Source organism: Arthrobacter antioxidans, assembly GCF_023100725.1.
Taxonomy (GTDB): Bacteria; Actinomycetota; Actinomycetes; order Actinomycetales; family Micrococcaceae; genus Arthrobacter_D; species Arthrobacter_D antioxidans.
The window spans coordinates 3693676-3706969 of sequence record NZ_CP095501.1; the positions used below are offsets into that span (position 1 = coordinate 3693676).

The following is a 13294-nucleotide window of genomic DNA, read 5'->3' on the forward strand; positions in this document are numbered from 1 at the left end:
GGTAGGCAGGGCCTCACCCGCCATGGGGGATCTCCCGCAGAGCTCACCCCGCACGGGTGAGGCCGGTGGACTACCGCGCCGACACACTCCGCAGGACGCGCAGCGGCGCGGGGGTGGGCGCGAGGAGCCCGAGCTTGTCGGCCGCGGCGATGGCCTCCCGCCGTGTCCCGACCCCCAGCTTCCGATAGATGCCGCGCAGGTGCGTCTTGACCGTGTTCGTGGAGATCTGCAGATCCAGCGCCAGCTCGTCCACGGTCGCGAAGGTCGGCAGGAGTGCCACGAGTTCGATCTCCCGTGGGGTGAGCGGAGGGCCGGCGATCTCCTGGACCGGCCGGCGCCGCTGGTTCACGAGCAGGTCCACCTCCCTGGCGAAGCGCGGGTAGTGGTGCCGGTCCCGCTCGAGCGCGCTCCGCACGGTCTCACCCGCGAATCTGATCCCCCGCGCCGATCCCCGCTCGGCGGCCAGGGTGAGGGCGCGATCCAGGGCTTCCCTGGCCTTGAACGGCCGGTTCTCGAGCAGCTCGAGGCGCGCGAGCATCGCGAGGGCCGTCGTCATCCCGATCCTGCTCTGGCACTTCACGTACTCGGAGGTCACCGGGGTCAGCAGTTGCCGTGCGCGGTTCAGTTGTCCGGCCAGCAGGTGCTCCCAGACCGAGATGACCTGCAGTTCGCCGCTGATGCCCTGGTATCTGCGCAGGTCGACCTTGAGCATCGTCAGGTCGTCCACCCGGCGGAGGGACAGCATCATCTCGGCCGCCTGCAACGAGCACACGGCGAGATCCTGAGGCTGCGCGCCGTGCGCGAGGTCGAAGCGGATCCTGTCCAGCAGCGCCTGGGCCACCTCGACCGGTTTGGTGGAGGAGGCGAAGGACAGCATGAGCCGGAGCTTCACCGCGGAGTGCGCCGCCATCGGCGGGGTCGACGCCGCCCGGACCACGAATGCGTTGTGGAACCGCGCGTCGTCGTCGTCGAGCTGGTGGTACGCGCTCCACGCCAGGACGAGGTGGGCCGGCCGGAGGCGCGGGCTGTAGCGAAGCCGCTGCAGCTCCCCTTCCAGGATGGCGGTCCACGCATCCCGTGCCGCGGGCTCGAAATCCTCCATCGCCGCGGCGAGCACCGCACGGGTGATGTGGGCATCGATGCGTGCGCCCGGGTTGTCGCCCCGCTCGTCGGCGGCCGCGACGCAGGCCCTCGCGGCGTCGACGGCCTCGTCCAGGTGCGCGGCTGCGATCAGCGCCGCGGAGACGATGTTCGACACGAAAAGCCCGACGTCGGGTGGCAGAGCCTCGACGGACACTCCCCGGAGATGCTCGAGGGCTTCCTCCGGGCGCCCCCTGGCGAGGATGAGGTGCGCCTCGAGCCCCGTCCGCAGCGCATTGAACGGCTCCGTGAGGACGCCCTCGTCTTCTGCGTGTTCGACGTGCTCGAGCCTGAGGCGGGCGCCACCAGGGTCGCCCTTGGCGAGGGAGAGGAGGCTGTCGAGCAGCCCGAGCTCCGCCGATCCCACGGATGCGAGGTCGCGCAGGATCGGGTCCAGTGCGGCGAGGTCGTTGCTCCACAGCAGGTGGAGGCCGGAGACCGCGGCGACGTCACGCAGCAGCCCGGTGTCGTCGGCCCTGCCGGCGTGGGCGAGCGCCTCCGCGTGCCGCGCCTGACGGAGGCGACGGCGCGCCATCCGGGCGTGCACGAGGGGACGGTCGATCGCGGCGGCCCCCGATCCCCCGCCCCGGAGCCACCGTGACAGCAGGCGGTGCAGCCGGAAGGACCCCGGGGCGTCCACCGGGAGGACGAGGCCCGAGACCCGGGCGGCGGCGTCGAACACCCGCGGCGCGTCCGTGCTGGCGAGGGCTGCGCACAGGTCCTCCACCGTGAAGGGTTCGATCAACGCCATGACGGCGAGCGCGGCCCGGACGTCCTCGGGGAAGGAGGGGAAGAGCTGCCCGCACAGCCGGTCGAGGTAGGCCGTTCCGTCGGTGACGGCGGCGGTCGGAGCATCGGGATCCCCCATCGCGTGCGCGAGCACGACGGCGGCGGGCCACCCCTCGGTTGCTTCGAGGAGCAGCTCCACGTCGGGGCACACGGGAGAGGACAGTCGAGCAATCTCCCGTCGCCGCAGCATCAGCTCCTCCTGCCCCACCCGCCCCAGGGCGCCGTCGAGGTCCAGCCGATAGAACGAGGGCAGCTCCGGCAGCTGCCGGCCGCAGAAGACCACGGTGAACCCCCGGGGCGCACGCTGGACCGCGTAGTCGACCTCGAGGAGCAGCCCGGTGTCGCGCAGGTGCTCGCAGTTGTCGAGGACCAGCACGGAATCCACGGTCCCCCCGCCCGCATGATCGAGAAGGGCGTCGAGCCATCCGATGCGCGCGGCCGGTGCCGCCGGTGGGGGCGGGGTCCCACGGCCAGGTGCCACCCCGTCGGAGGGCTCCAGCGCTTCGGTCACGAGGCGCCAGAAGCGCCCCGGGACGTTGTCGGAGGGATCGAGGGAGACCCAGGCGACGTGGTCCCCGGACGCCGCCCGCTTCCGTGCCCACTGGGCGGCGAGTGTCGTCTTGCCCGAGCCCGCAGCTGCGCCCAGGGTGACGGCGCGGCACCCGGCCTCCCTGAATGCGTCGAGGCGCGCCATCAGCCGCGGTCGGTCCAGCTCGTGCGCACCGGTCCCGGGCACAGTCGTTTTCGCCCTGATGATGCTGTTCATGCCTGCCACCTGTCCGGCGTCCTATTCCGTGCCGCGTACTCACCCGTCCAGGAGGGTGAGGCATCGTCGACCTGATGGCGCCCACTTCCAAGGGTTCACCCGGAAGATGATTCCGGCCTGAGTCCAAAGTCCCCCGTCTGCCGGCCAGTCACCCCGCGCGGGTGACGATCTTCCGCCCGCCCCGACGGACCATTGCAGCGTCTGTAGCCGCGACGAGCGCAGGACCCGTTGCGGCGACGAGCAGGGAACGGCCGGGCGGGGAGGGGAGTCATGAGGGTTGGCCCCGTGGACGTCCTGGTCCTGTCCGCACCGACCCTGGACGGCGATTCCCGGATGGTGGACGCCCTTCATGAGGCCCTGGACAGCGGCGCCATAGCACTGATCGACATCGTGATGATCGCCCGCGCGACCGACGGCACCGTGTCCTTCGCCGACGCCGACGCCGGCCTGCCGGCTCCGCTCCAGAACCTCCTGGCCCATCCGTCGCCGCTGACCCTGCTCAGCGACCGTGACGTCACCCTTGCCTCCGCCTCCGTCGCGAACGGCGAGGTAGGCCTTCTGCTCGTCCTCGAGCACCGGTGGGCGCGTCGACTGGCCGAACGAATCCAGGACGAGGGTGGCATCACCCGGCTCCACGAGCGCGTGCCGCACGACGCGGTGGTCCGCGCCTTCAAGGCCGACGGCGCCGCGGCCACCTGATCCGCCCGGCGAATAACACACCGACGCCCCGGAGTCGTAATTCCGATTCCTCATTCGCACCCGAATGCAGAATGCGGAGATTTCTTCCGCCCGCGCCGCTTCTCGCGATACAGTCGGGACAATGGGGCAGACAATATGGACTTCGGACTACACAGGAGACAATGATGGCCCAGCGTGTACAGGTGCAATTGGTCGATGACCTCAGCGGCGAAGAAGCACAGGAGACCGTGCGATTCGCCCTCGACGGCACTGATTACGAGATAGATCTCACGACGAAGAATGCGGAATCATTGCGTAACGCTTTGTCCGCCTATGTGGACCAGGGGCGAAAGGCCTCCTCCGGCAAGCAGCAGTCCGGCGGCCAGAAGGCGGCATCCTCACGCTCGAAGCGCGAGGACACGCAGCAGATCCGCAAGTGGGCCCAGGATCACGGGTACAACCCCAGTTCGCGTGGGCGGATCACGCAGTCCATCATCGACGCGTACAACGAGAGCCGCTGACGTAGCTCGTGCTCCGGGTGACGCCGTCAGGCGGACCCGGAGGGCGATACGCCACGAGCCCAGGCTTCCGCGTCGGAGACGCTCTCGAAGTAGTGCGTCTCCGATCGCGCGTGTGCCAGGAAAGCAGCGATGACCTGATCCACCGGTCCGGTCCCGACGAACGCTATGCGTGAGGTCAGCGCTCCCTCGAGGATGACCATCCGGGCGGCCGGCGCAATCCCGCCCAGCCCCTGCAGGTGCACGACCAGCGGCAGGACATAGCCGTCGGACAGGCTGCGGATCCCCTCGTAGGCCGCCAGGACGTCGGCCAGGGTCAAGCGCGAGCCCGGCGCCCACCAGAGGACGAGCAGCCTGTCGCGCACCTCGACACAGTGCATGCCGACGCAGTGCCTACGTGCACGGACGGCGTGCCCGGGACCAGGACACACCCGCGGCGGCGCGGGGTTTCCGAAGTCGATTCGACGCAACAGTGCCTCCAGGTGAACGTGACATCCGCTCCCCAGCGACCGCGTCGTCCCACTCTGGCACAGCGCTCGGGCCCCTCCTCCGAATACGGACAAAAGAGGGTAGCCGGCCCTGTACAAAACGAGTGTCCGGTGGCAGGGTCCCAAGTGACATGCATCACACGCGCGGTTTCTGGCCGCTCTCATGCACGGGGGAAGACATGCAGGCTCCAGGAACCACACTCCTCGCCATCGGCACGAAGAAGGGTCTGTGGCTTGCATCGAGCACCGATCGACACGAGTGGACACTCTCGGGCCCGACCTTCCTCATGGAGGAGATTCCGAGCGTCGGGATCGACACCCGGGGTGGTCGTACCCGCCTGTTCGCGGGCCGGATGTCGTGGCACTTCGGTCCGTGCATCGCGCACTCGGACGACCTCGGCGAGACCTGGGCGGAACCCCGGGAGGGCGGCATCCGGTTCGGGGCGGACGACGGCGCCGCCCTCGAGCGCATCTGGCAGATCCAGCCCGACGCGGAGGACCGCCCCGGCGTGGTCTGGGCCGGATGCCAGCCGATCTCCCTCTGGAAGTCCACCGACCACGGTGAGACGTTCACCCTCAACCGCGGCCTGTGGGACCACCCGCACCGCGGCGAATGGGGCGCGGGCTTCGGCGGCGCGGCCGCCCACACCGTCCTGCCGAGCCCGGCCGACGACACGCTCCACGTGGCGATGAGCACCGGCGGCGTGTACCGGTCCGACGACGGCGGGGCATCCTGGGAACCCCGCAACAAGGGCATCAGCGCCTATTTCATGCCGGATCCCGACCCGGAGTTCGGCCAGTGCGTGCACAAGGTGGCCCGCGACGCCGTCGACCCCGACCGCCTGTTCGCGCAGAACCACCACGGCGTCTACGCGAGCACCGACCGCGGCGATTCCTGGCAGTCCATCGCCGAAGGCCTTCCGGCCGACTTCGGCTTCGTCATGCTCACCCACCCGCACCGCAGCGGTACGGCATGGGTCATCCCCCTCAAGGCCGATGGCGAGCGCATCCCGCCCGACGGGCGCCTCCAGGTGCACCGGACGGACGACGGCGGAGCCACCTGGGAGGGTAGCGGCGCCGGACTCCCGCAGGCGGAGTACAACGCGGTGCTGCGCGACGCCGCCTGCGTCGACACGGCGGAGGTCCCCGGCGTGTACTTCGGGACGCGCGGCGGGTCCGTCTACGCGAGCGCGGACGAGGGACGCACCTTCCAGGAAGTGGCAAGCCACCTGCCGGACGTGCTCTCCGTGCGCGCCGCCGTCGTGCCCGCCTGAGCAGGTGGTCACGGTGCCCGGGACATCCCCGCTGCCCTCGGTGATCGTGCTGATCCCCACGCTCCTGCGCCAGTACGTGGACGGGCGCAGCGCGGTCCGCATGAACGTGGCCGACGACGGCGACGTGGCATCGCTGCTCGACGGGCTGGGCGAGGGACGCCCCCTGCTCGAGCAGCGCATCCGCGAGGAGACCGGCGCCCTGAGGCGTTACGTGAACATCTACGTCGACGGCGAGGACGTGCGCCGACTGGACGGTCTGGCCACGGCCGTCCCCGCGGGCGCAACGGTCATGATCATGCAGTCCGTGGCCGGTGGCTAGGGGTGGGACTCGGCGTAACCCAGAGTTAATGGGACCCGCCGGGACCTGAAACCTGGCACTGCCTACCATGACTCAGCGCGGCGTGCCATCCCGGGTCGGCTACACCCGCAGTGTGATCCCGGGCCCAGTCCCGTCCGGTACGCCCAGGCGCTGTCACGGAAAGGACTCCCCATGGATTCTGGAAACGTCGCTTGGATTCTTGCCAGCACCGCGCTCGTCTGCCTGATGATCCCGGCGCTGGCCCTGTTCTACGGAGGAATGGTGGGGTCCCGCCGCATCCTCAACATGATGATGATGTGCTTCGGCGGGGCCAGCCTCGTCGCCGTGCTGTGGGCCCTGTTCGGCTACTCCCTCGCCTTCGGCAACTCGATCGGCGGACTGGGCCTCATCGGGGACCCCGTGGAGTACGCGGGACTGGGCCAGTTGCTGGCCGAGGACCCCGCCGCGCCCATCCCCCCGATCCTGTTCGCGGCCTTCCAGCTCTTCTTCGCCTGCGTGACGACGGCGCTGGTGGCCGGCGCAGCCGCCGGCCGCATGAAGTTCGGCGCCTGGATGATCTTCGCGGGCGTCTGGGCCACACTGGTGTACTTCCCGATCGCCCACTGGGTCTTCGCCTTCAGCTCCGAGGACGGATCGGTGGCGGGCGGCTGGATCGCGAACAGCCTCGGTGCCATCGACTTCGCCGGTGGCCTCGCCGTGCACATGAATGCCGGGATCGCCGCCCTCGCCCTGTCGATGGTGCTCGGCCGTAGCCACGGCTGGCCGAAGGTGGATCACGCCAGGCCGCACAGCCGCCCGCTCGTCCTCGTGGGCGCGGGCCTGCTGTGGGTCGGCTGGTTCGGCTTCAACGCCGGCTCCGCCCTCTCCGCCGGACAGTCCGCGTCGGTGGTCTTCCTCAACACCGCGGTCGCCGCGTCGGCCGGCCTGCTGGCCTGGGCCGCCGTCGAGCGGATCCGCAACGGTGCGGCGACCAGCATGGGGGCCGCCTCCGGGCTGGTCTCGGCGCTCGTCGCCATCACCCCCGCGTGCGGTGCGGTCAGCCCGATGGGCGCCCTCGCCATCGGGGCGATCGCCGGCGCGGTGTGCTCCCTCGCGATCGAACTGAAGTTCCGCCTCGGATTCGACGATTCGCTCGACGTCGTCGGCGTGCACCTCGTGGGCGGCATCCTGGGGACGCTGCTGATCGGCCTGTTCGCGACGCCGGATGCCCCCAACGGCGCCTCCGGCCTGTTCTACGGCGGCGGTTTCGAGCTGCTGGGCATCCAGGCGCTCGCGACCGTCGCGGTGCTGGCCTACTCCTTCGCCGTCACCTGGGTGATCGCGCAGATCCTGCAGCGCACCATCGGGCTGCGGATCGAGGAGGCTGACGAACTGCGCGGCATCGACCTCGCCGCGCACTCCGAGTTCGCCTATCTGACGGATGAGGATCCCGTGGAGCTGGGTGCTCCACGCAAGTAGCCGGCACGGACGGATGCCGGGGGAGTGCGCCCGGACGGGCGCACTCCCCCGGCGCCGTGATCGCCCTAGAAGCGCAGCGCTCCCGGCGGTGCGAGGGCGCCCTCGGGACCGACGGCGGCGATGCCGTGCGCCAGTGCCCACGAGGTCAGTTCCTCCGTGATGGCGTAGGACACCCCGGACCATCGGGCGTAGGGAAGCACGTAGAGGTAGTCGACGTCGGTGTTTCCGCCCGGGTGCACGCGCAGGCCGCCGCAGCCGACCGGCTGTCCGGTGGCCAGTTCGTAGACGATCAGGAAGACGGCGACGTCAGCGCCGTCGCCGTCCGCTCCCGCGGGAGCTGAGGGCCTTCGGCCGCGGTCGGTCTCCGCACGCAGGGCCTCCCGCAGCCCCCGGCCCACGGGATTGCTCCAGGGAACCTGTCTGACCCTCAACGTCTGCACGGCATCCTCCTGTGGAAGTGGTGTGCTCTCCAACGCTAGGGGGCGGGGGTTTCGGCAGGATTTCGTCCAGCGAAACTCCGTGTGCGGCATGCCGCACCCATCGGTATTGTTCATCCGCGGCGGCGGGGAGAGCCGGCGCGCATCAGGGTTCGGAGCGGAAGCCGGTCAGCTTGTGGGAGCCGTCGCAGTAGGGCTTGAGCACCGAGGCGCCGCACCGGCAGAGGGCCACGGTGCGGCGCGTCCGCGGTAGCTCCTCCCCGTCGGCGCCGAGGAGCGTGAAGTCGCCGCGGACGAGCAGCGGCCCGTCGGTGCACGCGACGACGGACACGGGTGCTGCGGTGCCGGAGTTCAGCGGGTGGTCGGTGCGTGTGTCCTCGGTATCCTGAGCGTCCGCGACCCTGTCCCCGTCCATCAGGCCGCCACCCCCGCGGCGCGCAGGGAGGACCGCCCCGATTCCCAGGCCTCCATGATGTGCACCGTCATGAGGGTGTCGATCGCCAGACCGGCGGCCGCCCCGAACAGGACGTCCTCGAGCAGGCGCGGGTCCGACTCGACGAGCCCGCCGGCCATGTCGCGCCCGGCGATCTGCTCGTGGACGGCGTCGGCCTCGACGTGCTCGTCGAAGTATTCCGTGACGGCCGGGCCGTACCCGTGGCGTTTGAAGCCCCGGGAGTACAGGCGGTTGGGCTGGGAGGAGGTCATCTCGTAGGCGGCGAGGTGCCCCACGATCGCACCCCGGAGGCGGCGGTGGAGGCCGAACAGCGACATGAGGTTGTTGACGGCGAGCGTGATCGCCGGCACGGCGTCGAGGTAACCGCCATAGGTGTCGTCCATGTCGAGTTCGCGCATGGTCCGGGCATAGAGCGCGGAGTGCATCCGTGCCGGCAGTCCGTTGCCGTACTCGTCCGCCTGGATCTCCACCATCGCGGCCTTCGAGCGACCGGTCAGCCGCGGGATCGCGAAGGTATGCGGATCGGCTTCCCGCAGTTGGTTGACCGACTTGTGGACGAGGAACTCCCGCAGCTGGTCGTCCGTCGCGGACTTCGCCACGAAACGGGACATGCTGGGACCGCCGTCCTCGCTGGTCATCCGGAACAGGTCTGCGCAGACCGCTTCGCTCGTGGGCTCTGGAGGGGTCCCGACGACGGTCTCGTCGCGGACCCTCTGCTCGAAGGCGGCCTCGATGCGGCGCCGGACCCGCAGGAGGTCCGCGTCCCACTCCCAGTCGTCACCCGCCCCGTCGATGCCGCTGTAGTGCAGTTCGTACAGGCAGAAGAGTGCGAGCTGGAGATCGTCGTCCTGCAGGATGTCCGGCGTTTGGGAGATCGACTCCTCTGCGAGCGCGTCGAGCCGGGCGAGGGAATCCTGCCCTGACTGCACGGACCCGGCGATGACGGACAGGACGAGGGCGCTGAGTTCTCCGCGCGGGGAGGGCTGGTGCATCGGGGACCTCTTCTGTGGGCGGACGCGCCCCCGCTGAGCAGGGGCCGGTAATAGTAAGCATACTTCGCGTCCGGGGAGCAGGCGCCGACGACACCTGCCACGACACGGCGACGCCGGACCGGCCGCGCCCTGGGGCGCGCGCCGATCCGGCGTCGTCGTTCATGCATTCAGCGCGTGCGGCTCCTCCTGGCGGAAGGGCCGGGGTCAGGCGCGCTTCGAGCTCGTGCGGGTGTCGCGGCTGAGAATCAGCGCGAGGGCGATCATGCCGACCGCGAGCACGAGGTGGAGCCAGTTGTCCGCGCTGTTCACCGGAACGAAGTTCGCTGCCGACTGCTGGTCGATGATCAGTCCGTAGATCCACAGGATCGCGTAGACGACACCGCCGCCCAGCAGGTAGGTGCGGGCGCCCGAGACGGTCTTCGCCATCGCCAGGCCGGCGACACCGAAGAGCAGGTGGACGATGTTGTGGAGGATCGACACCTGGAAGATGCCGAGCAGCAGTGCTTCGGACTCGTGTCCGGCGAACATCATGCTGCTGTAGTTGGAGGTGATTCCCGGGATGAAGCCCAGGATCCCGACCAGCAGGAAGACGACGCCCACCGCCTGGGCGGCGCGTTGCAGAGTGGTACGGCCACCGTCCACCGTGCGATTGTTCGTGTTCGTCATCAGAATGCCCTTCTCTCCATAGGCCGCGAACGTCTATTCGCGGTTCAGTTTGTCCTGCAGGGTGCCCGCCATCTTCTCGACGGTGTTCGGAATCTCGGTGGTGCCGTAGAACCGCGCATCGGGGTGGGTGGCCGGCGGCATGGGGGCGCTCGTCGTCGGGCCGTCGTGGTAGGTGAACTCGCCCTTGCCGTCCGGCGTGGGGCCGGAGGCCCAGCTGCCCTCGGACGCCGCCGTGCCGTCGGAGAAGTTGAGGTACTGGTACGCGACGCTCCGCTCTTCCTTCTTGAGGGGGAAGTTGCTCGGCACGGGGAGCTCCTCCATCTTGGACTCCTGCAGCTCCCTGGCCGCGGCCAGCCACTGGTTCTGGTGCATGGTGTCGCGGGCGAGCAGGAAGGACAGCAGGTCCCGGATCCCGTGGTCGTCGGTCATGTGATAGAGACGCGCCACCTGCAGCCGGCCCTGCATCTCGGCGTTCGCATTGGCCGTGAAGTCGGCGAGCAGATTGCCGCTCGCGGTCACATAGCTCCCCTGCCACGGGTTGCCCATGCTGTCCACCGGCCGTGCTCCGGCACCGGCGACGATGGCGTGCTGCATGTCCGTCCCACCGAGGACGGCGGCCACGGCCGGATCGGACTGGACGGCGTCCTCGGTGATCCCGAGCGGCGCCTTCTCGAGCAGCTGGGCGATCATCGTGGCGAGCATCTCGACGTGGCCGAACTCCTCCGCGCCGATCCCGAAGAGGAGGTCCCGGTACTTGCCCGGGATGTGCGCGTTCCAGGCCTGGAAGCTGTACTGCAGGGCTACGGTGATCTCGCCGTACTGACCCCCGAGCACCTCCTGGAGCTTACGGGCGTAGACGGCATCGGGCTTGTCGGGGGTGGCTTTGTACTGGAGCTCCTGCTTGTGGAAGAACACGGGTGCTTTCCTCTCGCGTCGGGGCCTCCGGGGAGGGCCCGCTCCTTCTGGAAGCGGCCGCCGGAGATCCTGTCGTGTCGATGCTAGCGACGCGTCGGCTCGTTCCGTAAGATACTAAGTCTACTTGTTTTTATCTTGCATTTTCTGGAGAAAGAGCTTGCAAGAGTGAAGCTAAGCATGCTTAGCTTCATGGACAAGTCCAGCACGAACTGCCGGACCATCGCATCGCGAACACGATGGAGCATCCGCTTTAACGGCAATATCAACGTTAGGAACAACCATGACTACGCAGAATTGGCCGCAGGATCCCCTGGTTCCCTCCACCACCGGGCCTGAGTCGTCCACCGCGGACCTCAGCACCCACGAGCTCGGCACCACAGAATTCTCCGGCGGCACCGCCGATTCCGGCGACTCCAAGAAGTCGGCGGCCAAGGACCAGGCCAAGAAGGTGGGCCAGGACGGCAAGGAAGCGGCGAAGAACGTCGCCGGCACCGCAGCAGCCGATGCCAAGGATGTCGCCGGCACCGCAGCCACCGAAGCGAAGAACGTCGCGGCCGAGGTCGGCTCGCAGGCGAAGGATCTCCTCGGTACCGTCACGTCCGAGGTCAAGAGCCAGGCCGGCACGCAGCAGCAGAAGATCACCGAAGGCATCCGCGGTGTCTCGGACGAACTGCGCTCCATGGCCGACAAGTCGGACAACCAGTTCGTGTCGGGTCTCGTCGAGCAGGCATCACAGCGCACGGGATCGGCCGCCAGCTGGCTCGAGAACCGCGACGCCTCGGACATCCTCGAGGACGTCAAGGCGTTCGCACGCCGCAAGCCCGGAACCTTCCTCGCCATCGCGGCCGGCACCGGCCTCGTCGTCGGCCGCCTGACCCGCGGCGCCAGGGGCAACAGCGACTCGACCGGCACCACCGGTCGCCGTCAGGACTCCTCCTCCGCAGGCACCGCCACGACGGGCGCCTACCCCGAGTACACCCAGGTCGGCTCGGACGCCTACAGCGGCGCTCCCGCCTCCTCGGGCTTCGGCGAGACGACCGGCGGACAGCACGTCGCCGGCTCCAACCCGGCCTTCGTCGATCCGACGGACGACTACCCCACCATCGCGCCAGGCACCCCTCCCGTGGGCACCCTGCCGAATGACGGGGGCCTGCGCTGATGAGTGAGGCATACACCGGCGGCGCCCACCAGGCCGCCGCCCCCCTGCCGACGGAGGCCGAGCAGCGCTCCGCCAGCGCGTCGGTGGGAGAACTGCTCGGGGAGGTGACGAAGGACCTCTCCAAGCTCATGCGCCAGGAGGTGGCGCTGGCCAAGGCCGAGGCCACCGAGTCGGCCAAGAAGGCCGGCAAGGGCGCGGGCATGTACGCCGGCGCAGCCGTCGGAGGCCACTTCGTCCTCCTGTTCCTGTCCCTCGCCCTCATGTGGGGTCTCGGTGCCTTCATGCCGCTCGGCTGGGCCGCCGTCATCGTGGCCGTCCTGTGGGGCATCGTCGCCGCGGTGCTGGCCTCCAAGGGCAAGAAGGAAATGCAGCAGGTCAAGGGTCTCCCCCAGACAGCGGAGACCATCCAAGAGATTCCGCCGACACTGAAACCAGGTGAGCACACACCATGAGCCAGACGCCAGATGAGATCCGCGCCGATATCGAACGCACCCGCCAGGAACTGGGGACGGATGTCGACGCCATCGCCGACAAGGTGAACCCCGCGAACATCGCGCAGCGCCAGACCGACAAGGTCAAGCACAGCTTCAGCAACGTGAAGGAGACCGTCATGGGCAAGGCCGAGGACGTCAAGGATTCCGTGCTCGGCAAGGCCGAGGATGTCACGGGGACCGTCAAGGACAAGGCCGGACACGCCAGGGACAAGACCGGCAGCGGCTTCGACAGCGGACTCGGCAGTGCTCACTCGGCGGCCGATTCCGCCCGGGACAAGCTCCAGCACGCCGGTCACGCCGTCCAGGGAGCACCCGGACAGATCTCGACCAAGGCAGCGGGCAACCCGCTCGCCGCGGGTCTGATCGCCTTCGGCGCCGGGCTCCTCCTGGGCTCGCTCATTCCTGCCAGCCAGAAGGAGCAGGAGGCCGCCGCCCAGCTCAAGGAGCAGGTGGCACCCCTGAAGGAGAAGGTCACCGAGGCAGCCAAGCACGTTGTCGAGGAAGTCCGCGAGCCGGCTCAGGAAGCGGTGCAGTCCGTCAAGGAATCAGCAGCCGACTCCGTGCAGACCGTCAAGGACCAGGGCCAGCACGCCGTCGAGGACGTCAAGGGCGAGGGCCAGCAGGCCGCCAGTGACGTCAAGGGCAGCGCGCAGGATGCCAGGTCGAACGTTCAGCAGCGCTGATCCACCCCGCACGGACGGCGGCCACCGGATCCTCTCCGGTGGCCGCCGCCGTCGTCCCACCCCG

Annotated in this window: 15 protein-coding genes; 8 read left to right on the plus strand and 7 right to left on the minus strand. The window is 69.2% G+C overall.

All coding sequences use genetic code 11. From position 1 onward, the window contains the following. Window positions 1-70 precede the first annotated feature (70 nt). Window positions 71-2695 carry a LuxR C-terminal-related transcriptional regulator gene (locus tag MWM45_RS17210; protein ID WP_247827509.1) on the minus strand — a complete coding sequence of 875 codons (2625 nt, stop codon included), beginning with the start codon at window positions 2693-2695 and terminating at the stop codon, window positions 71-73. A gap of 270 nt (window positions 2696-2965) precedes the next feature. On the opposite strand from MWM45_RS17210, the gene MWM45_RS17215 reads away from it, so the two are divergent. Together MWM45_RS17215 and MWM45_RS17220 are read left to right on the plus strand one after the other, a co-directional pair. Continuing rightward, window positions 2966-3394, plus strand: coding sequence for a DUF6325 family protein (locus MWM45_RS17215; protein WP_247827510.1), 429 nt, complete (start codon window positions 2966-2968; stop codon window positions 3392-3394). A 161-nt stretch (window positions 3395-3555) separates the two neighbouring features. Then, a complete protein-coding gene (locus MWM45_RS17220) occupies window positions 3556-3894 on the plus strand; it encodes a histone-like nucleoid-structuring protein Lsr2 (RefSeq protein ID WP_336296682.1) in 339 nt (112 codons plus the stop codon). A 26-nt stretch (window positions 3895-3920) separates the two neighbouring features. Here the strand turns inward: MWM45_RS17220 and MWM45_RS17225 are convergent, their stop codons facing one another. Beyond that, the gene (locus MWM45_RS17225; RefSeq protein WP_247827511.1) at window positions 3921-4256 is read right to left on the minus strand and encodes a hypothetical protein; all 336 of its coding nucleotides are present in this window, start codon (window positions 4254-4256) and stop codon (window positions 3921-3923) included. Between the two features lie 302 nt (window positions 4257-4558). Here MWM45_RS17225 and MWM45_RS17230 point away from each other — a divergent pair, with 302 nt between their 5' ends. The 3 genes from MWM45_RS17230 to MWM45_RS17240 all read left to right on the plus strand — a co-directional run bounded on the left by MWM45_RS17230 (window position 4559) and on the right by MWM45_RS17240 (window position 7430). Next, the gene (locus MWM45_RS17230) at window positions 4559-5653 is read left to right on the plus strand and encodes a WD40/YVTN/BNR-like repeat-containing protein (RefSeq protein WP_247827512.1); all 1095 of its coding nucleotides are present in this window, start codon (window positions 4559-4561) and stop codon (window positions 5651-5653) included. A gap of 13 nt (window positions 5654-5666) precedes the next feature. Beyond that, window positions 5667-5972 (plus strand): MoaD/ThiS family protein, encoded by a 306-nt coding sequence (locus MWM45_RS17235; RefSeq protein ID WP_247827513.1) that lies wholly within the window; start codon window positions 5667-5669, stop codon window positions 5970-5972. Between the two features lie 171 nt (window positions 5973-6143). Then, window positions 6144-7430 carry an ammonium transporter gene (locus tag MWM45_RS17240; protein ID WP_247827514.1) on the plus strand — a complete coding sequence of 429 codons (1287 nt, stop codon included), beginning with the start codon at window positions 6144-6146 and terminating at the stop codon, window positions 7428-7430. 65 nt (window positions 7431-7495) lie between these two features. Here the strand turns inward: MWM45_RS17240 and MWM45_RS17245 are convergent, their stop codons facing one another. From MWM45_RS17245 to MWM45_RS17265, 5 genes are all read right to left on the minus strand, one after another. Beyond that, complete coding sequence (locus MWM45_RS17245) at window positions 7496-7870, minus strand: N-acetyltransferase (RefSeq protein WP_247827515.1); 375 nt, start codon at window positions 7868-7870, stop codon at window positions 7496-7498. Window positions 7871-8012: 142 nt separating this feature from the next. Then, on the minus strand, window positions 8013-8282 hold the full coding sequence (locus tag MWM45_RS17250) for a CDGSH iron-sulfur domain-containing protein (RefSeq protein WP_336296683.1): 270 nt from the start codon (window positions 8280-8282) through the stop codon (window positions 8013-8015). Further along, window positions 8282-9313 carry an iron-containing redox enzyme family protein gene (locus tag MWM45_RS17255; protein WP_247827516.1) on the minus strand — a complete coding sequence of 344 codons (1032 nt, stop codon included), beginning with the start codon at window positions 9311-9313 and terminating at the stop codon, window positions 8282-8284. Before MWM45_RS17255 ends, MWM45_RS17250 begins: the two co-directional genes overlap by 1 nt. 204 nt (window positions 9314-9517) lie before the next feature. Continuing rightward, window positions 9518-9979, minus strand: coding sequence for a DUF4383 domain-containing protein (locus MWM45_RS17260; RefSeq protein WP_247827517.1), 462 nt, complete (start codon window positions 9977-9979; stop codon window positions 9518-9520). Window positions 9980-10012: 33 nt separating this feature from the next. Then, window positions 10013-10894, minus strand: a complete 882-nt coding sequence (locus MWM45_RS17265; protein WP_247827518.1) for a manganese catalase — start codon at window positions 10892-10894, stop codon at window positions 10013-10015. Between the two features lie 280 nt (window positions 10895-11174). Here MWM45_RS17265 and MWM45_RS17270 point away from each other — a divergent pair, with 280 nt between their 5' ends. Genes MWM45_RS17270 through MWM45_RS17280 form a run of 3 tightly spaced genes read left to right on the plus strand, consistent with a single transcriptional unit; the run spans window position 11175 to window position 13230 of the window. After that, window positions 11175-12053 carry a hypothetical protein gene (locus MWM45_RS17270; RefSeq protein WP_247827519.1) on the plus strand — a complete coding sequence of 293 codons (879 nt, stop codon included), beginning with the start codon at window positions 11175-11177 and terminating at the stop codon, window positions 12051-12053. Then, complete coding sequence (locus MWM45_RS17275) at window positions 12053-12505, plus strand: phage holin family protein (protein ID WP_247827520.1); 453 nt, start codon at window positions 12053-12055, stop codon at window positions 12503-12505. Before MWM45_RS17270 ends, MWM45_RS17275 begins: the two co-directional genes overlap by 1 nt. Beyond that, complete coding sequence (locus MWM45_RS17280) at window positions 12502-13230, plus strand: DUF3618 domain-containing protein (protein ID WP_247827521.1); 729 nt, start codon at window positions 12502-12504, stop codon at window positions 13228-13230. Before MWM45_RS17275 ends, MWM45_RS17280 begins: the two co-directional genes overlap by 4 nt. The last annotated feature ends 64 nt before the right edge of the window (window positions 13231-13294 follow it).